At 49.8% G+C, this 22,044-nt stretch carries 20 protein-coding genes; 2 read left to right on the top strand and 18 right to left on the bottom strand.

Annotated elements, in window-relative coordinates:
* Nucleotide 1: 1 nt before the first annotated feature.
* The 14 genes from HMPREF0980_RS11665 to rho all read right to left on the bottom strand — a co-directional run bounded on the left by HMPREF0980_RS11665 (nucleotide 2) and on the right by rho (nucleotide 15,277).
* Nucleotides 2-1,486 carry an L-fucose/L-arabinose isomerase family protein gene (locus tag HMPREF0980_RS11665; RefSeq protein WP_049729272.1) on the bottom strand — a complete coding sequence of 495 codons (1,485 nt, stop codon included), beginning with the start codon at nucleotides 1,484-1,486 and terminating at the stop codon, nucleotides 2-4.
* A gap of 33 nt (nucleotides 1,487-1,519) precedes the next feature.
* Nucleotides 1,520-2,137, bottom strand: a complete 618-nt coding sequence (locus HMPREF0980_RS11660; RefSeq protein ID WP_049729271.1) for a DUF4867 family protein — start codon at nucleotides 2,135-2,137, stop codon at nucleotides 1,520-1,522.
* Nucleotides 2,138-2,315: 178 nt separating this feature from the next.
* Nucleotides 2,316-3,140, bottom strand: coding sequence for an AraC family transcriptional regulator (locus HMPREF0980_RS11655; RefSeq protein WP_049729270.1), 825 nt, complete (start codon nucleotides 3,138-3,140; stop codon nucleotides 2,316-2,318).
* Between the two features lie 9 nt (nucleotides 3,141-3,149).
* On the bottom strand, nucleotides 3,150-3,662 hold the full coding sequence (locus HMPREF0980_RS11650) for a COG2426 family protein (protein ID WP_049729269.1): 513 nt from the start codon (nucleotides 3,660-3,662) through the stop codon (nucleotides 3,150-3,152).
* 11 nt (nucleotides 3,663-3,673) lie between these two features.
* Entirely contained in the window at nucleotides 3,674-4,729 is a 1,056-nt protein-coding gene (gene hisC, locus HMPREF0980_RS11645; protein WP_049729268.1) for a histidinol-phosphate transaminase, read from the bottom strand.
* 21 nt (nucleotides 4,730-4,750) lie between these two features.
* The gene (locus HMPREF0980_RS11640) at nucleotides 4,751-5,941 is read right to left on the bottom strand and encodes a pyridoxal phosphate-dependent aminotransferase (protein ID WP_049729267.1); all 1,191 of its coding nucleotides are present in this window, start codon (nucleotides 5,939-5,941) and stop codon (nucleotides 4,751-4,753) included.
* Complete coding sequence (locus HMPREF0980_RS11635) at nucleotides 5,938-6,864, bottom strand: DUF2156 domain-containing protein (protein WP_049729266.1); 927 nt, start codon at nucleotides 6,862-6,864, stop codon at nucleotides 5,938-5,940. Before HMPREF0980_RS11635 ends, HMPREF0980_RS11640 begins: the two co-directional genes overlap by 4 nt.
* Nucleotides 6,865-6,904: 40 nt before the next feature.
* Nucleotides 6,905-8,941, bottom strand: coding sequence for a bifunctional metallophosphatase/5'-nucleotidase (locus HMPREF0980_RS11630; protein ID WP_242847399.1), 2,037 nt, complete (start codon nucleotides 8,939-8,941; stop codon nucleotides 6,905-6,907).
* A complete protein-coding gene (locus HMPREF0980_RS11625) occupies nucleotides 8,889-10,643 on the bottom strand; it encodes an ABC transporter ATP-binding protein (RefSeq protein ID WP_049729265.1) in 1,755 nt (584 codons plus the stop codon). Before HMPREF0980_RS11625 ends, HMPREF0980_RS11630 begins: the two co-directional genes overlap by 53 nt.
* Before the next feature lie 6 nt (nucleotides 10,644-10,649).
* Entirely contained in the window at nucleotides 10,650-11,723 is a 1,074-nt protein-coding gene (gene prfA, locus HMPREF0980_RS11620) for a peptide chain release factor 1 (RefSeq protein ID WP_049729264.1), read from the bottom strand.
* Between the two features lie 30 nt (nucleotides 11,724-11,753).
* Complete coding sequence (gene prmC, locus HMPREF0980_RS11615; protein WP_049729263.1) at nucleotides 11,754-12,662, bottom strand: peptide chain release factor N(5)-glutamine methyltransferase; 909 nt, start codon at nucleotides 12,660-12,662, stop codon at nucleotides 11,754-11,756.
* Complete coding sequence (locus tag HMPREF0980_RS11610) at nucleotides 12,625-13,560, bottom strand: DUF1385 domain-containing protein (protein WP_049729262.1); 936 nt, start codon at nucleotides 13,558-13,560, stop codon at nucleotides 12,625-12,627. The genes prmC and HMPREF0980_RS11610 overlap by 38 nt, the downstream gene beginning before the upstream one ends.
* A gap of 70 nt (nucleotides 13,561-13,630) precedes the next feature.
* The gene (gene rpmE, locus HMPREF0980_RS11605) at nucleotides 13,631-13,834 is read right to left on the bottom strand and encodes a 50S ribosomal protein L31 (RefSeq protein WP_049729261.1); all 204 of its coding nucleotides are present in this window, start codon (nucleotides 13,832-13,834) and stop codon (nucleotides 13,631-13,633) included.
* A 102-nt stretch (nucleotides 13,835-13,936) separates the two neighbouring features.
* The gene (rho, locus tag HMPREF0980_RS11600) at nucleotides 13,937-15,277 is read right to left on the bottom strand and encodes a transcription termination factor Rho (protein ID WP_330375904.1); all 1,341 of its coding nucleotides are present in this window, start codon (nucleotides 15,275-15,277) and stop codon (nucleotides 13,937-13,939) included.
* A gap of 237 nt (nucleotides 15,278-15,514) precedes the next feature.
* Here rho and HMPREF0980_RS11595 point away from each other — a divergent pair, with 237 nt between their 5' ends.
* Together HMPREF0980_RS11595 and HMPREF0980_RS11590 are read left to right on the top strand one after the other, a co-directional pair.
* Nucleotides 15,515-16,438 carry a tRNA modification radical SAM protein MnmL/YtqA gene (locus HMPREF0980_RS11595; RefSeq protein WP_049729260.1) on the top strand — a complete coding sequence of 308 codons (924 nt, stop codon included), beginning with the start codon at nucleotides 15,515-15,517 and terminating at the stop codon, nucleotides 16,436-16,438.
* Nucleotides 16,439-16,440: 2 nt separating this feature from the next.
* Nucleotides 16,441-16,953, top strand: a complete 513-nt coding sequence (locus HMPREF0980_RS11590) for a DUF4364 family protein (protein ID WP_049729259.1) — start codon at nucleotides 16,441-16,443, stop codon at nucleotides 16,951-16,953.
* Nucleotides 16,954-16,987: 34 nt separating this feature from the next.
* On the opposite strand, the gene hemW is transcribed toward HMPREF0980_RS11590, so the two are convergent.
* The 4 genes from hemW to HMPREF0980_RS11570 form a co-directional block, all read right to left on the bottom strand.
* Complete coding sequence (gene hemW / locus HMPREF0980_RS11585) at nucleotides 16,988-18,091, bottom strand: radical SAM family heme chaperone HemW (protein ID WP_049729258.1); 1,104 nt, start codon at nucleotides 18,089-18,091, stop codon at nucleotides 16,988-16,990.
* Nucleotides 18,092-19,906 (bottom strand): translation elongation factor 4, encoded by a 1,815-nt coding sequence (gene lepA / locus HMPREF0980_RS11580; RefSeq protein ID WP_049729257.1) that lies wholly within the window; start codon nucleotides 19,904-19,906, stop codon nucleotides 18,092-18,094. It abuts the gene before it with no gap.
* An 89-nt stretch (nucleotides 19,907-19,995) separates the two neighbouring features.
* The gene (holA, locus tag HMPREF0980_RS11575; RefSeq protein ID WP_049729256.1) at nucleotides 19,996-20,976 is read right to left on the bottom strand and encodes a DNA polymerase III subunit delta; all 981 of its coding nucleotides are present in this window, start codon (nucleotides 20,974-20,976) and stop codon (nucleotides 19,996-19,998) included.
* Nucleotides 20,977-20,981: 5 nt separating this feature from the next.
* Nucleotides 20,982-21,995 carry an alpha-hydroxy-acid oxidizing protein gene (locus tag HMPREF0980_RS11570; protein WP_049729669.1) on the bottom strand — a complete coding sequence of 338 codons (1,014 nt, stop codon included), beginning with the start codon at nucleotides 21,993-21,995 and terminating at the stop codon, nucleotides 20,982-20,984.
* Nucleotides 21,996-22,044 lie beyond the last annotated feature (49 nt).

Raw genomic sequence — 22,044 nt, 5'->3', positions numbered from 1 at the left:
GCTACCTCCATGGATTTTCTGTAGGATATCTCACTCCGGCCGGCTGGTTGTAGCCAATCTCCTCAACCGGCACGCCGATATATTTGAACACTTCAAAGAGCGCCTTTCCGTAATGGCCGAATGCAACGGCACCGTGGTGCGGATAGCCTCCTTCAATCAGTACATGGCGGTAGAACCGTCCCATCTCCGGGATGGCAAATACGCCTACGCCGCCAAAGGACCTCGTCGCTACCGGCAGCACCTCACCGTGCGCGATGTATGCCCGAAGTATATTGTCAGCCGTGCTCTGCAGGCGGTAGAACGTAATATCTCCAGGTATGATATCGCCCTCGAGCGTCCCCTGCGTCACTTCTTCCGGAAGCGTCCTGGCCATGATCATCTGGTACTTCATCTCGCAGAAGGACAGCTTGCCGGCAGCTGTATTGCCGCAGTGGAAGCCCATGAAAGTATCCTGGAGGCTGTAATCATACTTCCCTTGAATCTCCTGTTCGTACATATCCTTCGGCACCGTATTATTGATATCCAGAAGCGTCACCGTGTCGCCGCTCACTACCGTACCTATGAACTCGCTCAAGGCGCCGTAGATATCCACCTCGCACGATACCGGAATGCCCTGGGCCGTCAGGCGGCTGTTGACATAACATGGGACGAAGCCGAACTGTGTCTGGAATGCCGGCCAGCATTTTCCTGCTATGGCGACGTATTTCCGGTATCCCCGGTGCTCTTCCACCCAGTCTTTCAGCGTCAGCTCATACTGCGCCAGCTTGTGCAGAATCTCCGGCTTCTTATTGCCTGCGCCAAGTTCCGCTTCCATCTCCTTTGCGACAGCCGGTATCCTTTCGTCACCGGCATGTCTGTGAAATGCCTCGAACAGGTCAAGCTCTGAATTCTCCTCAATCTCCACTCCCATATTGTAGAGCTGCTTGATTGGGGCATTGCAGGCGAGGAAGTTCAGAGGACGCGGCCCGAAGCTGATAATCTTCAGACTGCCCAGTCCCACGACGGCTCTCGCAATCGGAACAAACTCGTGAATCATGTCTGCACAGTCGGACGCATCTCCTACCGGATATTCCGGTATATATGCCTGAACATTCCTAAGCTTAAGGTTATAGCTGGCGTTCAGCATGCCGCAGTAGGCATCCCCTCTACCCTGCACAAGATTATCTCCCGTCTCTTCCGCCGCAGCGATAAACATCTTCGGTCCTTCAAAATGTCTGGCGAGCAGCGTCTCCGATATCTCCGGGCCAAAATTGCCAAGATATACGACCAGAGCGTTGCAGCCTGCATTCTTCACGTCTTCCAGCGCCTGTACCATATGGATTTCACTCTCCACGATACAGACCGGGCATTCGTAGATGCCTTCCTCCCCGTACTTTTCCGTGTATGCTTTCATCAGATTCCGCCTTCTTGTCACCGACAGGCTTTCTGGGAAACAGTCGCGGCTTACGGCCACAACTCCGATTTTCACTTCTGGCATGTTGTTCATGTTTTTGAATCCTCCTTGTTGGTAAATTGTTATCTATACGGTAATATTGGTTCCTCTCAGTCCGCAGAAAGCACCTTCTATCCCCGCTTCCCTGTGGGCAATCAGCCATTTGTTCCTCGCGGCCAGCAGCTGGCCTTCGCCTTCCTTGGATACGAGGAAGTCCAGCTCCGTATTCGTACCTTTCGGCAATATCACGACACATCGGAACCCGCTGCCGGCAGCCGTACACGGTGCATAATGCAGCGTAGTAGCGTATACTTCTATCACGGTTCCCGCAGGCACAAAAAATGCTTCCACCTTTGAAGTGTCATAAGTGTAATCGTCCCCCAGATCTTGCTGTCTGCCGAGCAGCAGAATCAAATCCGTAACCGCTATATTGATTTCTGAGGACCGGTGGTATTCCAGCGCATTGAGCGCATGGTTGCTTCCGTTACAGTATCCCACCTGTATAGGGAGCCCCCCGTAAGCCATATCCCGGAAGCATTCTGCCGCCGGAAGCGCCTCCAGTTCTTCCACCGATGGGACATAGATGACATCGTCCGCCGGCAGCGGTGTATGTTCCATCTCCTTTCGCAGCCTGCATACGTCATATTCCGTCAACACATGCCCGTATGCTTTAAAAGATTCATCGTTCACATTTTGTAATTCCATATCGTGCCCCTCCGAAAACGGTATTGTTATATAATGAATTATAACAACTTTTGTATATTGCTACGACCAAATATTTGGCTAGTTTATGGTCTTTTTTTGCCTTTTTGCAGCTGGCATGCGGGCCGGATTACATGCATGCGCAATAAAACAAGCCGGCATGTTACTGCCAGCTTCATAATCATGTCTTATATTCTTTTCGGAATTCGCTCGGCAGCATCCCGTATTTCTTCTGGAATACCTTCGAGAACGCCTTGCTGTTCGGGAAACCGTTCTGTATGGCTATCTCGCCGATGGCCTGTTCCGTATTGAGAAGGTCTTTGTATGCATGTTCCAGCCTCAGGTTATCCAGATATGTCTTATAATTCATCCTGGCATATTTCTGAAACATTCTGGACAGGTATGTAGGAGAATATCCGAACGTCTGGGACAAGCTGTCAAGAGACAGGTCTCTGGCGTAATTGTCTTTCATATAAGCTGTAATGGTAGAGAGCTTGTTCAGCTTCCGGTTGTGCTTCACCATCTCGCCGTCCACATCTGTCTCTCTGTACTTCGTGACCATGAGGTAGATGAGCATGTAGAACTGGCTCTGCACCTTTAATTCATAACCGCATTTCTTTTTGACGTATGTCCCGTACATATCGCCGATCAGCTTCATGACTTCTTCATCCTGCAGCCTTGAACTGTGTGAAAAATAGATAAAACGCTCGTCCGTATAATATTTCTCGAAAGTGGAAAGCGGAATCTGAAGAACAATGGTCATGTTCTTCTTCGGAGAATGTATGGAATGTATCTCATTTGAATTTACAAGCATAAATTCTCCCGGTTTCAAGGAATACCTCAGCTCATTGACATAGAATTCCAGCTCCCCCTCAAAAAGCGCAAAAATTTCTATAGAACGGTGCCAGTGCTTCTCACGCATGTAGTTGCCGTTCCTTCCTTCAAATACAAACATCTTAAACGGGATGTCATCATTTGGCATGATGATTTCATGAGAATACTCCATAATCTCCTCCTATCCTAGCAGGCTTACACCTCCGAGCAGCACGTAGCTGATAAACCACATGATGACAGTAGCAACACATATTCCCAATATGATTGCCGGGAATGCCTTTTTAAACTTCACTCCAAGCAGCGATGCGATAAGAGCTCCCGTCCACGCCCCGGTTCCCGGAAGCGGAATACCGACAAACAGTACGAGTCCCCAGAATTCATATTTCTCAATCTTATCGCTTTTGCTCATCGCTTTGGACTCCAGCTTATCTACCATCGGCTTGAGCTTCTTCGTCCCCTTCATCCAGTTGAATATCGGAGTAATCAGCCAGAGTATAAAAGGCACCGGTATGATATTTCCGATAATACAGAGCGGTATTGCCGTGGCAACCGGAACTCCGAGCAGAGGACCTGCCACAAGAAGGGCCCCTCTCAGCTCCAGAATCGGTATCATGGATATGATAAATACAATCGCTTCTTTCCCCATGCTGCCGCCTAACGCATCAATAATATTCTGTACTAATGTTTCTGTCATAAAGTTCTCCCTTATCTATTTATATATTGTCTGAAAAATGTGAACAGCGCTTCCATCTCTTCCCTTGTACCGATGCTGATTCTCATATACTGCTCTATCCGCTTTGTCCCCCAGTAACGGACATAGATGTCATTGGCTTTCAGCTCTTCGAACAGCTCCTTCGCATCATAATCAGGGTGCATTGCAAAGATAAAGTTGGCACTGGAATCCAGGAAACGGAAGCCAAGCTTTGCAAGCTCCTGCTTTGCCCATTCTCTCGTCTCCACGATTCTTCGGATTCCTTCTTCAAAGTATGCCCTGTCCTTCACAGCCTCCACGCCGCAGACGAGAGAAGTCTCGTTCATAGTGTAAGAATTGAAGGAGTATTTGGCATCGTTGAGGTACTTGATGAGGAGCGGGCTGCCGATGGCATATCCGATACGCATGCCGGCCATGGACCGTGCTTTCGAGAAGGTCTGCACCACAAGAAGATTGTCATACTTGCCAATCAGTTCCAGGGCAGACCTGCCGGCAAAATCAATGTAAGCCTCATCCACGATGACAACTGCATCTTTATTGTGTGCGATGATATCCTCCACGGTATCCAGTTCCTCATAAAGAGCTGTCGGCGCATTAGGATTCGGGAAGATGACGCCTCCGTTCCCTTTATAATAGTCTTCCTTCACGATACGGAAATTATCATCCAGCTTCTGGCACTCATATGGAATCCTGTACAGTTCTGCCCACACCTTATAAAAGGAATACGTGATGTCCGGAAATAAGACAGGCTTATCAGAATTGAAAAACGTCAGGAAGCACATGGCCAGGACATCATCGGACCCTACCCCCACGAAGACCTGGTTCTTCTCAACTTCATAGTAATCTGCCAGCTCCTCCACCAATACGTCTGCGGCCGGATCCGGATAAAGGCGCAGACGTTCCGTGTCCATTCCCCTAAGCGCTTTCGTGACACCGGGCGCGGGAGGATATGGATTCTCATTCGTATTCAGTTTGACTGCCTTGTGCCGCGGCTGTTCTCCCGGAACATAGGGTTCTACTTTACGGATATTCTGTTCGAATGCTTTCATATGTATTCATCCTCTTTATCATCAGGCAAAATATTCTGCCGCCAGCTCTCTGAACTTAGGCAGCGAGTTTACTATCGTCTCGTGAGACACGCAGTATGCCAGCCTTACATATCCCGGGCAGGCGAAAGAACTTCCGGGCACGATGAGTATATGATACTTCTTCGCCGCAGCACAGAATGCCTTCTCATCCTCCACCGGAGATTTTACGAACAGGTAGAACGCGCCTTCCGGCTTGATGCATTCAAATCCGCACTCCTTCAACCCATTGTACAGCGCCTCCCTGTTCCTGTCATAGAAAGAAATATCCGTCTTCTCACCGAGACATTTCGCCACTACCTTCTGCTGCAGTGTCGGAGCATTGACAAACCCAAGGATGCGGGTGGCAACATTGGCCGCCGCCTGCACTTCTTCACTGTCCTTCACCTCATCCGGAATTACAAGGTAGCCGATTCTCTCCCCGGGAAGGGACAATGACTTGCTGTAAGAATAGCCGACGATCGTATTGTCATAATATTTGGTAAGATATGGCACTTCCACTCCGTCATATACAAGCTCACGGTACGGTTCATCCGATATGAGATAGATATCCGTGCCATATTCTTTCTGTTTTGCTTCCATAATAGCAGCCAGCTTTTTCATCGTGTCCTCAGCGTATACGACACCTGTAGGGTTATTCGGCGTATTTACGATTACCGCTTTTGTCTTATGTGTAATTTTCTGTTCAAATTCATCCAGCTTGGGCTGGAAATCAACGGTATTGGGCGATATTTCGACCATAACCCCGTCGTAGTTGTTCGTGTAGGAACGGTATTCTCCAAAATACGGAGCAAATGCTATCACTTCGTCTCCCGGGTTGAGCAGCGTCTTCAATATGACATTCAACCCCCCTGCAGCACCTACTGTCATCACGATATTCTCTTCTGTAAAATGAGTCTCGAACCTTTCATTCAGCGATTCTGCAACTGCGGCGCGAACTTCCGCATATCCGCTGTTGCTGTTCGTATATCCATGGAGCGCAACCGGGTCATCTTCATCAAGCAGCTCTTTGATTGCCGTCTTTACTCCTTCCGGTGCCGGCACGTTCGGGTTGCCGAGGCTGAAATCGTAGACATTTTCCGCCCCGTAGATGCCTGCCAGACGGTTGCCTTCTTCGAACATCGCGCGGATTGCTGAACTGTTTGCCACCATATTTTTCATTTTCTCTGCTATCATAATGCTCCTTCTCCTTTACCTGTCTTTTCTGACACAAAACCTTTTTCCACCATAAATACCGGCCGGTATGATAATTTCGCCTTCCTGAGCCCTTCGGAACCAGTGTCCTCTTCCCGGTTCACATACTTGTAATCCTTACATTCATGCTCGACGAACTGCTGGTTTATCATCGGATAAGCTCCCTGGATGTCTGCAAAAGCTTTTTCGATATGCACGACAAAGGTGTCGGAACAGACAGGTTCCCCTATAGTGAACGCAATAATGTTTCCGTCAACCCTGAGCAGCCCTCCGGTGAGCTCCAGCTCCTCGAACAGTCGGAGGGAGTTCAAAGTGACACACATCTCCGAGTTCTTGTCCGGGTCATCTTCACATCCATTCTGGTTTCTCCACTTCAGCGCCATCTGAAAACATTCTTCCACATTGTCCCGGGTAATCGGCTCGTAGCTCCATCGGTCCCCGTACATATTTTTAAACTTGTTGATATGGTTCCGTTTTCCGTGCAGCTTCTTGCCCGACAATGTAGCAAGCTTTTCAGATTCATAGACATAGTCCGCGTCCGCCTCACTGTACTCTATCTGGAAACGGTCCGGATACCACTCTGTAAGCTGCGCAAAATTATCTGGCGTCACGTTATAGAGCGAAAACGGAACTCCCCGTTCCCGGCTGTACTCCATGAGCACTTCCAGCGCTTTCTTCACATCCTCAGGCTCTCCGGCCGGATAGGCGTAAGTTAGGCCGTCTTCCCGTTCGCTCTTAAACACAAGCGCATTTTCCACAACCGCAAATTCCACTTTGTAGTGCTTTGCCCACAGATAAACATTTACAAAAGTACGCTCACAGCTACGGCTCGTGTGATGGTTGAAGTAATGGGATATCAATTCCTTATCTTCAAGCTGTGGACGTTTAAAGTTAATTTCTATCATATTTTCCCTTCTTTTCTTCTGTCTGTCATTTCATATTTTTTTAGTATATCATATTTTTCTTCTTTTTTCTTCTTTTTATTATGAATCGTACAGCCAAAGCTATGATCAGGATGATACATAAAACTGCTCCATATACGATAAAAGCGAATTTGTTTGGTCGTTTCACAAGCTCGATAATATTTTTGCTGTCAACCTCTGCCTTGCGTCCTTCTGTCTTCCCATAGCTCTGCGGTACTTGGGAGATGCCCTCCCCGTTCTTTTCAAAGGATTCCAGATATCTTGCAAGGGCGTACCATTCTTTCAGCTCCGCACCATTTTTATCGTGGATGATATGCTTTTCGAAGTCTTTGATTGCAACACCGTCTCGGTCTTTCGGCGTTATCTTCAGAAGACCCTTGGACGTATCCTCCACGGCTCCAAGCATCTGTGCAGAGTACAGTCCGGCTACTACCCTGTACAGCCTGTCGTCCTCCAGCTTCTGTGCTTTCTTCCCTCCGGACGGAGCCAGATCGTCATACAGGGCAGCATCTGTTACCCGGTTCAGCATCATGCGGTTTGGATTGTATGTCCAGTGGAGGCCGCTTGGATAGAGCTGCGCCGTCGTCATGATTGGAGATACAGACACATCGATTTCCGCCGCTGTCTTAAGTTCGGCGCCGGTCAGGTATACGCTTACGAGCGGATAGCCCGGAATGCGGTCGGCTCCGATTCCAAGAGAACAGACGTTAAAGGCGTCCGAGACAGTCAGAACTCCTTTCTGCAATGTATCCCTGATCGTACCGGAAGGGACGACCGCCACGTCCACTTTGTCGTAATCCGTGCCCTCCGCCTGTTCTACGGCATATATATATGCGTCCGCGATGATGCTTCCAAGCGGGTCTTCCTCTACTTCCAGGGCAAACCGATCCATCTGCGTAAATGCGACACTGTTTTCTGCAAGCACTTTGTCGAATGTATAGTCAAACCTGCTCAGGTATTCTTCGTCTACAAGCCTTTTATATCTGTCCAGCTCCTCGTTGACCTTTGCGTCCGGCGTGACAGATTCGTCAAGATGGTGCAGCGTATACTCGTCAAGCTTCCAGCGGCCGTCCTCGGAAGGTGTCATCTTCAGATCTCCAAGGTATTCCCCGTAGCAGCCTGCCGAAACGATGTACGTGTCACCGCTCTTTATATACTCGTCAAGCTTCGTGTGTGTATGGGCACTTACGATAACATCGATTTCAGGCACTTCCTTTGCCAATATCTCGTCTTCCGACTTGTCTTCCTCTTCATTCGTGCCACTGTGGGACAGGCAGACAATCATATCGACTTTTTCCTTCTCCAGCTCTTTCACGACCTCTCTGGACGTCTCCACGATAGGCTCGAACTCCAGTCCGCTCTCCGGCGCGCAAGCCTCCGCGTCTTTGCCGAGTACTCCGAACACTCCGATCCGCACGCCTTCTCTCTCCACGATTGTGTAAGGAGTGCTGCCATAGTCCTCCAGCGCCTTACGGATAAGCCTGTTTTCTTCCGTATCATTCTTCTCCCAGTCAATATTGGCCGACACGAACTTTGGAAGTACGATGGACGGATCATCACCGGCATTCTCCAGCGCACTGTGAAACATACGAGAGAGTCCCTCGCTCCGGTAGTCAAACTCGTGGTTTCCGAATGTCGTGGCATCATAGCCGAGACGCCCAAGCATGGTCAGCTCTGCAGCCTCCGTCTCGTAGACGGTCTGGTAGAGCGTTCCCATAGAAAAGTCGCCGCCGTCAAACACAAAGGTCGCCGGATTGCTTCCCCGCGCTTCATCAAGCAGCGTCTTGAGCCTTGCAAATCCTCCTACTTTGCCGTCTGCATTCCTGAATTCATCCAGATGGGAGTGTATATCGTGTGTAAACAATACTGTCACTTCATCTGCGCTGCCGCTTTTGTCTTCTTTTGCCAGCACTGAGCCGACGCACAATATGCAGAGCATCATGACCGTCAGCATGGCCTGGCGCAATCTTCTTCTTACCATCATAACCTTCCTCCCCGTCTTTCTCTTAGCCGTCAGCATGACGCAGCCTGTGCCGTCCGCCGTAATATAAAGCTTCATATATTCCCTGTTTCGCAAGGAGTTCTTCATGCGTCCCTTGCTCTGCAATCCCTTCTTCTGTCAGCACGAGAATCTTCTGTGCGTTCTGGATTGTCGTCAGGCGGTGGGCGATGACAAAAGTAGTCCTGTCCTTCGCAAGGCCTTCCAGCGACTGCTGTACCACTTTCTCGCTCTCATTGTCCAGCGCCGAGGTGGCCTCATCAAAGATAAGTATAGGCGGATTCTTGAGAAATACCCGCGCAATGGACAGCCTTTGCTTTTGTCCGCCTGAGAGTTTCACCCCCCGTTGTCCGATATCCGTGTCATAACCTTCCGGAAAGCTCATGATGAAAGCATGGGCGTTAGCATTCTTCGCCGCCCGCACCACGTCCTCGTCGGACGCCTCCGGTCTGCCGTAACGGATATTATCCATAATCGTACCGGCAAACAGGTATACGTCCTGCTGCACGATACCGATATTGTTCCTTAAATCATTGAGACAGATGTTACGGATATCCGTCCCGTCTGCAAGTATACGACCTGATGAGACGTCATAAAATCGGGGGATAAGGCTGCACAATGTCGTCTTTCCCACACCTGACGGTCCGACCAGTGCGATGTAATCGCCGGCCTCCACCTTAAGGTTAATATGGTTCAGCACTTTTTCCTCGTTGTCTTCATAATGGAAAGAGACATCCTGGAACGTAATCTCTCCTTTCAGTTTATCGACATGCACGGCGTCTGCCTTGTCTGCAATGTCGGGGGCAATGGACAGTATTTCAAGAAAACGTTCAAAGCCTGTATATCCGTTCTGGAACTGTTCTGCGGAATTGACGAGCTTCTTCACCGGCTCTGTAAAGTTATTGATATATAGAAGAAATGTAATCAGATCTGACACGTTAACGCTTCCGGCAGTCAGATAGCTGCCGCCGGCCACGAGCACACCGACGGTTACAAGCGTAGTCAGTGCGTTCAGCCCGGAATGATACATACCCATGTAGCGGTAGCTCGTCTTTTTTGCTTCTACAAAGTTATTATTGCCCCGATTGAACTTTTTCATCTCTTCTTTTTCATTTGCAAAAGATTTTACGACTCTGATGCCGGCCAGGCTGTCCTCAATCTGGCTGTTGATGTCTGCAATCTTGGCCCGGTTCCTCGAGAAGGCCTGCTTCATCTTCTTGTTGTAGTAGACAGCAAACAGCAGCATGGCAGGGACAAATGCAAACGCGGCGATCGTGAGCCTGGCATTGACATTCACAAGTATAATGAAGGAACCGGCAATTTTAATGACTGAGATAAGCACGTCCTCCGGACCATGGTGAAGAAGCTCGCTGATATCGAACAGGTCGCTCGTAATCCTGGACAGGAGGTGCCCTACCTTCTGATTATCGTAAAAGGCAAAGGTGAGCTTCTGGTAATGTCCGAATATATCGCTTCGCATATCGGCTTCCATCCTGGCTCCCATCATATGCCCAAAGTAAGCAATATAATAATTGCACCCGAACTCAAGGAGTACAAGTGCAATCATGACCGCTCCCAGCATGAGTATTGCCTGTCTCGCCTCAGGAGCCTCATAATACACGACCTGATTGGTTATATATCTCACAATCAGCGGTATTACGAGCGTCACCCCGGCACCAATCACGGCAAAAAGCAAATCACTGTAGAACAGCAGCTTATATGGTTTGTAGTATGCGATTAATTTTTTTAATTTCTCTTTCATCTTTATCTATTCATCCTGAAGATTGCTCAGCTTCGCCGCCTGGTCGGCCGCAATCAGGCTGTCAATCACTTCATCCAGGTCTCCGTTCAGAACAGAGTCCAGTTTGTGCAGCGTCAGCTTGATCCTATGGTCCGTCACGCGTCCCTGCGGGAAATTGTAAGTACGTATCTTCTCAGACCGGTCTCCTGTGCCGATCTGGCTTCTCCTCGCCTCTGCCTCTGAGGCCTGTTTTTTCTCCATCTCCAGGTCATAGAGCTTGGAGCGCAGCAGGCGGAATGCCTTTTCCTTATTCTGAAGCTGAGACTTCTCTGTCTGGCTGTAGATGACGATTCCTGTCGGATAGTGCGTGAGACGTACCGCCGAGTCCGTCGTGTTGACACACTGTCCTCCGTTACCGGATGCACGCATCACGTCGATACGGATATCCTTCTCATCGATGACGACATCCACCTCTTCCGCCTCCGGCATGATAGCCACCGTGACTGTAGACGTATGGATCCTTCCTCCGCTCTCGGTCTCCGGCACGCGCTGGACACGATGGACGCCGCTTTCATATTTAAGCCTGGAATATGCACCCTGTCCGGTTATCATGAACACAACTTCCTTGAAGCCTCCGATGCCATTTTCACTGATGGAGATGATCTCCGTCTTCCATCTCCGGCCTTCCGCATAATGTACATACATGCGGTATATCTCTGCCGCAAAAAGTGCGGCCTCGTCTCCGCCGGCCCCTGCCCGGATCTCGACCATGACATTCTTGTCATCGTTCGGGTCTTTCGGAAGCAGGAGAATCTTAAGTTCATGTTCCAGTTCCTCCACCCTTGACTTAGATTCATTCAGCTCTTCCTTGGCAAGATCGCGCATCTCTTCGTCAGACTCTTCCTCCAGCATGAGAAGACTGTCTTCAATCGCCTGCCTGCAGGCTTTATATTCTTTATATGCTTCCACAATCGGGGTCAGGTCATTCTGCTCTTTCATAAGCCTGCGGAACCGCTCCTGGTTGTTCACCACATCCGGTTCCTGCAGCTCGCTCATGAGTTCTTCATAGCGAATGAGCAGATCCTCTAATTTGTCAAACATAATTCTTCCTCCTCGATTTTCAATACACCGCTATTGTCCCGTGCATGTTCTATTGTAACTGCCGCCCACGACACGGTCAAGACCTGCCAGGTCCTTTTTCACAAAGATGCCCTCGTAGCCGGCCTGCTCCAGCAAGGCGCATACAGCTTCCGCCTGGTCATGCCCGGTCTCAAACAGAAGATGTCCACCGTCTGCGATATGGGTCGTGCTTTCTGCCGCTATTCTCCTGTAATAATGCAGTCCGTCTTCTCTTCCGTCCAGCGCGATATACGGGTCATGACACCGCACTTCCTTCTGGAGCTTCTTTATATCCTGCGTCTTTATATAAGGGGGATTGGATACGATGAGATCATATTTCCCCTCCGTATTCTCAAACAAATCTCCACGGCAGAAAGTGAAGCTGCCTGCTTCCTCTTCCGTCCGCCTGCCGCCGAGCAGACGCCGGGCATTGTGCTCCGCCACAGCAAGCGCCTCCGGGGATATATCCGTCCCTGTTCCATCCAGCCCCTCTATGTGCTGCCTTTCCCTTCCCGCTTTGAGAAGGCTTAAGAGGATACATCCCGAGCCGGTACACATGTCAAGTATGCGCATACCGTGGGCAAGCACTCCCAGCGCTTCTTCCACAAGCAGCTCCGTATCCTGCCGCGGTATGAGCACATGCTCGTTGACATAGAACGGATATCCCATGAATTCCTGCTCCCCTGTAATGTGCTGGAGCGGTACCCTACGTGCCCTGCGCCTGACATGTGCGAAATAAGCCGTTTCCTGCTCTTCATCCAGCTCCAGGTCCGGGTGGGCATAATAAGCTGCCCTTGTAAGGCCAGAGACATGCTCGAGCAGATACCATGCATCGATGTCCGCCTCTTCGATACCGGCGTCTGCAAGAAGCCGGACGCCCTCCTTATATATCTTCTGAATGTTGGAAATTCTCTGCTTCATATGCTCTCCAGTCAAATACAGCTTCAACTGCTTGTATCGCCACTTCAATCATACTGTCGTCCGGCTCCTTCGTCGTCAGCTTCTGTATCGCCAGACCCGGCCTGCTCAGCAGATTGACCACCGGATTCTCACTGCGGCCCGCCAGCTTCAAAATCTCATAGGAGATGCCGGCAATGACCGGAATGAGCGCAATCCTTATGACAACCCGCATCAGAGGCGACTCCACCTGGATGACGAGCAGCAGTATGATACTGATGGCCAGCACAAAGAAGAGAAAGCTCGTGCCGCATCTCTTATGCTGTCTGGAACTCTTCCTGACATTTTCTACGTTCAGCGGAAGACCGTGCTCAATACAGTTGATGCACTTATGCTCTGCGCCGTGGTACATAAATGTGCGCTGTATGTCTTCCATCCTTGAGATGAGAAGTATATACGCAATAAAAATACCGATACGTACGAACCCTTCTATGACGGTTCTGACATGGTAGGACGGTACAAGCGGCTTCAGCAGCCCGGAAAGAAAATAGGGCAGCACCATGAATATGGCAACCGCGATTACTACGGAAAATGCCACGGTGCCTCCCATCAGCCACTTATCCTGCTTTTCTTTTTTCGCCGTCTCGGCTTCTGTCAATTCCTTCTTCTCTTCTTCCTCTTCGTAGAAACCTGCCGAATATGTCAACGTCTTGATTCCGAGTACCATAGAATCTATAAAGTTAAATATCCCGCGGACGAATGGTATGCGCGTCAGCGCTCTACACTTCACGATGCTCCTGTACGTATCCTTCTGCACGATGATATCTCCGTCCGGCTTTCTGACCGCCACCGCGTAATCATCTTTGTTCTTCATCATGATACCTTCCAGAACAGCCTGTCCTCCGATATTTGATGACTTCATATGTTCCCCTTTCGATGCCTATATACAGAAAGGGTTGAGATTAAACAACCTCAACCCGCTACTTGTATGACTAATTGTCCATTCCGTATTTTTTGTTAAACTTGTCAACACGGCCACGGGCCTGTGCAGCTTTCTGCTGTCCTGTGTAGAACGGATGGCATTTGGAACAGATTTCAACGTGGATATCTTCATTTGTAGAACCTGTCACGAAGGTATTGCCACAGTTACAAGTTACAGTAGCCTGATGATATTTTGGATGGATTCCTTCTTTCATGATTTTCACCTCTTCTTTATTTTACTCACGCGCTGCGCGCGTCTAATAATGTTCAATATTTCTAAACAGCTTTGTTATTGTATCATATTACAATGCACTTGTCTAGATTATTTTTGTCTTTTTTACCATTTGTATCAGTTCATTATTGCTCTTCGTCCTTGTGAACATATTGAGTATATTGTCTACCGCCTCTTCCGCGCGCATGCCGTTCAACGCACGTCTCATGGAATCTACCGCTTCCTGTTCCTCCCTGGACAGCAGCAGATCCTCTCTTCTCGTGCCTGACTTCGGGATGTCGATAGCCGGGAATACCCTGCGTTCAGAAAGTTTTCTGTCCAGTACGAGCTCCATATTGCCGGTCCCTTTGAATTCCTCATACACGACATCGTCCATCTTGCTTCCCGTATCTACGAGGGCTGTGGCAAGAATCGTAAGGCTTCCGCCTTCCCGCATGTTCCTGGCGGCGCCGAAGAAACGCTTCGGCATATGCAGCGCGGCCGGATCCAGACCGCCGGAAAGCGTCCTGCCTGACGGCGGTACCGTCAGGTTGTAAGCCCGGGCCAGCCTTGTGATGCTGTCCAGAAGTATCATGACGTCCTTCTTGTGCTCCACGAGGCGCTTCGCCCGTTCTATCACCATCTCCGACACGCGTTTATGGTGGTCTGGCAGTTCATCGAATGTAGAATAGATGACCTCTACATTTTCCCCTTCGATTGCTTCTTTTATATCTGTAACTTCCTCCGGACGTTCATCGATGAGAAGGATGAGCAGGTGAATCTCGGGATTGTTCTTCCTTACCGACAGCGCCACCTGCTTAAGCAGGGTTGTCTTACCTGCTTTCGGCGGCGACACGATCATACCCCTCTGCCCCTTTCCTATCGGGGACAGGAGGTCTACAATCCTCATCGCCGTGCTTGTCTTGCCGCATTCCAGACGGAGCCTCTCATCCGGGAAGATAGGCGTCATATCTTCAAAATTTGTGCGTCGCAGCGCACGCATCGGCTCCATACCGTTGATCCTGCTCAGATAGAGCAATGCACTGAATTTTTCCTGCTGTGTCTTAATCCGCGTATTTCCTTCCAGTATATCCCCTGTCTTCAGATTGAACTTTCGAATCTGTGAGGGTGAGACATACACATCATTATCTCCCGGCAGGTAGTTGTCACTCCTTATAAACCCATAACCGTCCGGAAGCACTTCCAGGATACCATGGGCGGTAACCCCGCTGTCCAGCTTATCAATGTCATGCACTTCCTTGTCGCCAGTGTTGGCAGACATCTCCTTTACATTTTCTCTCTCCGCCTTCTTCTCTTTTTCATCCTCTGCCAGCATAAGCTCTATCAGCTCTGCTTTCTTCATTGTTGAGATTCCCTTTAATCCTCTTGCCTTTGCCAGGTCTTTTAACGTCGCAAGCGGCAGGGATTCATACTTTTCTTTCATCATAATTGTCTGTCCTTTCGTTATTAAATCTTTGACATTTACTGTGGGAGTCATGGTCTGAAACGACCAGCCTGAAATAATTAATATTTATTGGACATATTATACACCATCTTCCAGAAAATAGAAAGTCCCTTTTTATAAAAACATGATTTTTTCTAAAAGCGTACCTACTTGTCAACCGGACATATCAATGATATATTAATTAAGTAAAACATTCAGGAAAAGGCGGCTGCATCTGATATGGCTGTATACTGGGGCGAAAAGAGATATCACTCACTTGACTATTTTCTAAAGAATACGTACGGGGAAAAATTGTATAAGATTGCCCTCGATGCAGGCATGACATGTCCGAACCGGGACGGCACTCTCGGAACACGCGGCTGCATCTTCTGCAGTGAAGGCGGTTCGGGGGACTTTGCCTCGGACAGGAGGCTTACGATTACGCAGCAGATTGAATCCGGCAAAAAGCGGACTGCGGGAAAATACGCTGGTGGTTCGTATATCGCATATTTTCAGGCTTATACAAATACGTATGCGCCCCTTCCCTATATGAAGCGTATCTTCACAGAAGCGGCGCTGCACCCCGACATCCGTGTCATATCTATCGCCACAAGGCCTGACTGCCTTGATTCAGATACCGTAAAGCTGCTTGCAGACATCAACCGTATCAAGCCTGTATGGGTAGAACTGGGACTTCAGACGATACATGAGAAGACTGCTTCTTTTATCGGGCGGGGATACCCTCTTCCGGTCTTTGATGCGGCCGTCTCCATGCTGAAGGACGCACATATCGATGTCATTGTCCATACGATACTGGCCCTTCCGGGAGAGGACCTTCCTATGATGCTGGATACGATGCATCATCTGAACGACGCCCGCATCCAGGGAATCAAGCTTCAGCTTCTTCACGTCCTGAAAGGAACGGCGCTGGCTGCGGTCTATGAAGCCCAACCGTTTTGGATCCCGTCTATGGAAGAATATTTCTATCTGCTCGGCAGGTGTATCGGCAGCTTGAGTCCGGATACCGTCATACACAGACTCACGGGAGACGGGCCCAGGCATCTGCTCATAGCGCCTGAGTGGAGCGCCGGCAAACGATTTGTATTGAACCAGATGCATGCATATCTTAAGAAGCAGGACATCTGGCAGGGAAAGGAGTTATAACTATGGCAGAGCCATTTACACTATATAAACTGATTATTCTCTACATGCTGAAAAAAGTAGACTTTCCTCTTACCAATTCCCAGATATCCGAATTTGTACTGGACGAAGGCTATACGACTTATTTCAAGCTCCAGCAGGCCATATCGGAACTGATTTCTTCCGGCTTCGTCAGGGAAGAATCGACGCACAGCAGGACATTCTACCATCTGACGGTGGAGGGCGATGAAACGATCTGCTACTTCAAAAACGACATATCGCCCGCGATACAGCAAGATATCGATACGTTTCTGAAGGAAAAGCAGTATGAATTAAAGAATGAGGTGGCGGTCAAATCAGACTACTACCAGAATTCCAACATGGAGTACTCCGTCCGATGCCAGGTGTTCGAGCAGGGGGCTGCGCTCATCGACCTCACCCTCACCGTACCGACCGAATCCGAGGCGGAGACGATAGCGAATAACTGGACGAAGAAAAATCCACAGATATATGCATTTATTATGGAAAATCTATTATAAGGCTACACTGGCTCCGGCTGACAGGCCGGGGCTGTCATTCCTCCTCCCCAAGCAGAAATGCGCCCATGACATAATTGCTTATATCCGTGCCCTTGTCTGTAAGCCTGACGGCATCCTCTTCTATCTCTAAAAGCCCTTCCCTGCCCATTTCTGTTAACACGTTTCCAAAAACGCTCTCCATGGTCCTGTCAAAATATGTCCGGAAGGCCTCCATCGATACCCCTTCCGTCTTTCTAAGGCCAAGGAACATAAATTCCTCCATCTGCTCCTTTTCGGACAGCTTTACCGGCTCTTCTCCCTCAGTAAAGCGGTACCCCTGAAGCAGCGATGCCGCTCCCGTGCCGATTCCAAGATACTCGGCGCGGTCCCAGTACCCGAGATTGTGTCTGCACTCATAACCCGGCCTGGCATAATTGGATATCTCATATCTGTGATAACCGTACTCTTCCAGTATCATCCTGGTATGCATATACATCTGCCTCTCCTCGTCTTCTGTAGGAAGTTCCTTTGCCCGTTTTCCATTACCGTATCTGTCAAAAAACGGCGTCCCTTCCTCGATGATCAGGCTGTATGCCGAGATATGCTCCGGTCCAAGTTCTGCCGTCCTGATCAATGTCGTATCCCAGCTGTCCACGCTCTGGAACGGAATCGCAGACATCAGGTCTACATTGATATTGGTAAAGCCGGCGTCCCTTGCCATCTCATACGTATGCAGAAAGTCGTCATACGTATGAATTCTGCCAAGCATCTTAAGCTCACTGTCGTCCGTTGACTGCAGGCCGATACTGAGGCGGTTGATTCCTGCATGCCGAATCGTCTTGAGCTTTTCTTTCGCAGCCGTCCCGGGGTTCATCTCCATAGATACCTCCGCACCTGCATCTACCGGGAATGTGCCGCGTACCGCGTCCATAATATCAAGTATCTGAGCCCCCTCCAGCACAGAAGGGGTACCTCCCCCTATAAAGACAGTCGCAACATGATAAGCCTCTGCCAGCTCTCCGTAGGAACGGATCTTCCGGCAAAGGCCTGTCACATAATCCTTCCGCTCCTCTTTCGTAGAAGGAGCTGACAGGAAATCACAATATCTGCACTTTCTGATACAAAACGGTATATGAATATATAATTCTAATGGTCTCATCTATTTATCATCCAATTTCAGTACGCTCATAAACGCTTTCTGCGGTATCTCTACATTGCCCACCTGGCGCATCCGCTTCTTGCCCTCTTTCTGTTTTTCAAGAAGCTTACGCTTACGGCTGATATCGCCGCCGTAGCACTTGGCAAGCACGTCTTTGCGCATCGCTTTCACAGTTTCTCTTGCTATTATCTTGCTTCCGATGGCTGCCTGAATCGGTATCTCAAAGAGCTGTCTCGGTATCTCTTCCTTGAGCTTCTCACACATCTTACGGCCCCGCTCATATGCGGTGTCCGCATGTACGATAAAGGAAAGGGCATCTACCTCCTCCTTGTTGATCAGTATGTCCAGCTTCACAAGATCTGAACGTTCATACCCTGCCATCTCATAGTCGAAGGATGCGTAACCTCTTGACCTTGATTTCAACGCGTCAAAGAAATCATAGATAATCTCATTCAACGGCAGATGATAGCGGAGCACCGCTCTCGTCTCCTCGATATATTCCATACCGTCATACACGCCGCGCCGCTCCTGGCACAGATCCATAATCGCCCCTATGAACTCTGATGTCACCATGATTTCTGCCTTCACGACCGGTTCTTCTATATATTCTATCTCCGAAGGATCCGGAAGATTGGACGGGTTCGTAAGCTGGATCATATCTCCGTTCGTCTTATACACGTTATAGATAACGCCCGGAGCCGTCGTAACCAAATCCAGATTATACTCCCGTTCCAGCCTCTCCTGGATGATTTCCAGATGCAGCAGCCCAAGGAATCCGCACCGGTATCCGAAGCCAAGCGCGACAGACGTCTCCGGCTCGAACTGGAGCGAGGCATCGTTCAGCTGCAGCTTCTCCAGCGCGTCTCTGAGATCCGGGTACTTGGCCCCGTCCGCAGGATACATGCCGCAGTATACCATAGGATTGACCTTCTTATATCCCGGGAGCGGTTCGCTGCAAGGCTGCTCTGCATTCGTAATCGTGTCGCCGACACGGGTATCTTTCACGTTCTTAAGACTTGCAGTGATATATCCGACCATCCCGGCGCTGAGCTTTTCACACGGAATGAACTGACCCGCCCCGAAGTATCCTATCTCTACTACTTCAGCCGACGCACCGGTAGCCATCATCTTAATCGGAGTCCCTTTCCGGACCGTGCCTTCTTTTATGCGGCAGAATACGATTACCCCTTTATAGGAATCATAGACAGAGTCAAAGATGAGCGCCTGCAGCGGCGCCTCCGGATCTCCGCCGGGGGCAGGAATCTTCTCCACTATCTGCTCCAGCACTTCCTCCACATTATGACCTGTCTTCGCTGATATCTGAGGGGCATCTTCTGCCTCTATCCCGATGACATCTTCTATCTCTTCTATCACCCTGTCAGGATCCGCGCTCGGCAGATCCACCTTGTTGATTACCGGCATGACATCCAGATCATGATCCAGCGCCAGATATACATTGGCCAGCGTCTGCGCCTCTACCCCTTGTGCCGCGTCCACAACGAGGATTGCACCGTCGCAGGCGGCCAGGCTTCTGGACACTTCGTAGTTGAAGTCTACATGTCCGGGCGTATCGATGAGGTTGAAAATATACTCCTCGCCGTCATCCGCCTTATATACGATACGCACGGCCTGCGCCTTGATCGTGATACCGCGTTCTCTCTCCAGTTCCATGTTGTCCAGCACCTGTGACTGCATCTCACGGCTCGTCAGCAGCCCTGTCTTTTCTATAATACGGTCTGCCAGCGTCGATTTACCGTGATCTATATGTGCTATAATACAAAAATTGCGAATTTTACTCTGTTCTACTTCTGCCACTTATATCGTTCCTTCCGCTATATTCTTTCATACATGAGCATGACTCATGTGCCGGCGAAGAACGTGCCTTGCCGGCTGAGGGTAGTATATCACGCGGCACTGTACTTTACAATGAAAAGTTCAACGCTCATCACATCGTTCAGACGGCCGGTCTTCACCATCTCTTCCGTATCCGCGGCGTCCTCCATGATGCTCTTGAGTTCGTGTCCGGCAAATGTCCTGCATTGGCTGATATACTTGCCGGCCACAAATGGATGAAGTCCGGCTGTCTTGGCAATCTGAGCCTTGTCAAACCCTCTTCTTTGAAGGTCCTTTACCTCGTACAGCAGCTTGAACTGGCGGGACAGCAGATAGAGAATCCGCATCGGAGGCTCCTTTAGCGCAAGCAGATCGTAGTAATAATCGAGCGCCTTCTTCTGCTGCTTCGCCGCCACTGCTTCTACCATGTCAAATATTTTATTCGTAATCTGTGTCGTGCATACGGCATCGATGTCCGCGGCTGTAATCTCGCTTCTGTCGATGGCATAGCAGAACAGCTTTTCAAGCTCCTTATCCAGGTTCTCCATATCAGTACCGGTTTTTGAAATGAGATACCGTACGGTAGACTCTTTGATCTGTTTTCCTTCCTTCTTTACGCTGCCGCCGACCCACAGGATGAGCGTCTTCTCATCCTGACGCCCCATCTCCACGGCACGCCCCTTGTCCTTTACGGCCTTGAACATCTTGCCCCTTTTGTCCGTCTCAGACTCGACAAACAGGAAACACGCGGTATCTGGCATTGCTTTGATATAATCTGCCAGTTCCGGCGCGGCATTTTTAAAGAACCCGGAGTTTTCCACGACAATCAGTCGCCGCTCTGCGAAAAACGGCATCGTCTCAGCCAGATCGATCAGCTCGGATATGTGGATCCCTTTCCCTTCATAATAGGCGTAATTCACCGTGTCTCCATCCGGGAGCATGGCACGGGTGAGCTTATCTTTATACTGCTTTTTCAGATAAGCTTCCTCTCCGTACAGCAAGTATACCTGTTTAAATTGTCCTGTCCTGATATCTTCCTTCAAACTTTTCATATAGCTTAACGCACCATATCCCTTGTTATCTCGTCCAGGCTGTGGGCACCGCACATTGCCATCGTGTCGGAGAGCTCAGCGGCGAGCCTTGCCGTATATGCATCCACACCCTCTGCGCCGCCGCCATACACAGCGGTGACAAACGGCCTTCCGATAAGCACTGCGTCTGCACCGAGCGCAAGTGCCTTGAACACATCCACGCCGGAACGGATTCCGCCGTCCACAAATACTTTCATATCGCTTCCTACTGCCGCTGCAATCTCTTCCAGCACCTCTGCCGTTGCCGGACACTGGTCGAGGACACGTCCCCCATGGTTGGACACTACGATAGCCGCCGCTCCGGCTTCTTTTGCTTTCAGGGCGCCTTTCACGGTCATCACTCCCTTGATGATAAACGGCACGCCTGCTTCTGCTACGATTTCTTTCAGCTCCTCCACGGATTTGCTGCCCGCCGGAGGGGTCAGATTCTTGAGGAACGGCAGTCCGGCGGCATCGATATCCATCGCAGCCGCAAAGGGGCCTGCCTCCTTCACGAGTGCAAATTTCTCTTTCAGCGTATTAATATCCCACGGTTTTATCGTCGGTATACCTCTTCCGTCCTTCTGGCCGATGGCTCTCGTCGCAGCCGCCATGACATCCGGGTTCGTACCGTCGCCGGTAAAAGCCGCGATGCCCGCGTCTGCACAAGCCGATACGAGGATATCATTGTATCCCAGATCATCATATTTGTCACCGTAGTGAAGTTTCATCGCGCCTATCGGCGCGGCGAATACCGGATACTTGAACATCTTCCCAAACACTTCAAATGACAGGTCCACCGGCTTGTTATCGCAGATCGTATCCATATTCACGCACAATTCCTGCCATTTCTCATAATTACGGATTGCCACCGTACCGCTTCCCTTGGCCCCTGGTCCGGGCACTTTATTCGTGCACGCCTTCCCATTGCAGACCGGACAGGCTTTACAGTGTTCTCCCATACATGTTCTGGCATTTCCCAATACTTCCTCATACGTCATGATCATTACCTCGCTTTACTATTTTTATCCTGTATCTCAGTATACTGAA

Origin of the sequence: Dorea sp. D27 (assembly GCF_001185345.1) — a bacterium.
GTDB lineage: Bacteria > Bacillota > Clostridia > Lachnospirales > Lachnospiraceae > Extibacter.
Note: the sequence above shows the minus strand (reverse complement) of the source record. Positions and strands in the feature narration are given on the sequence as shown.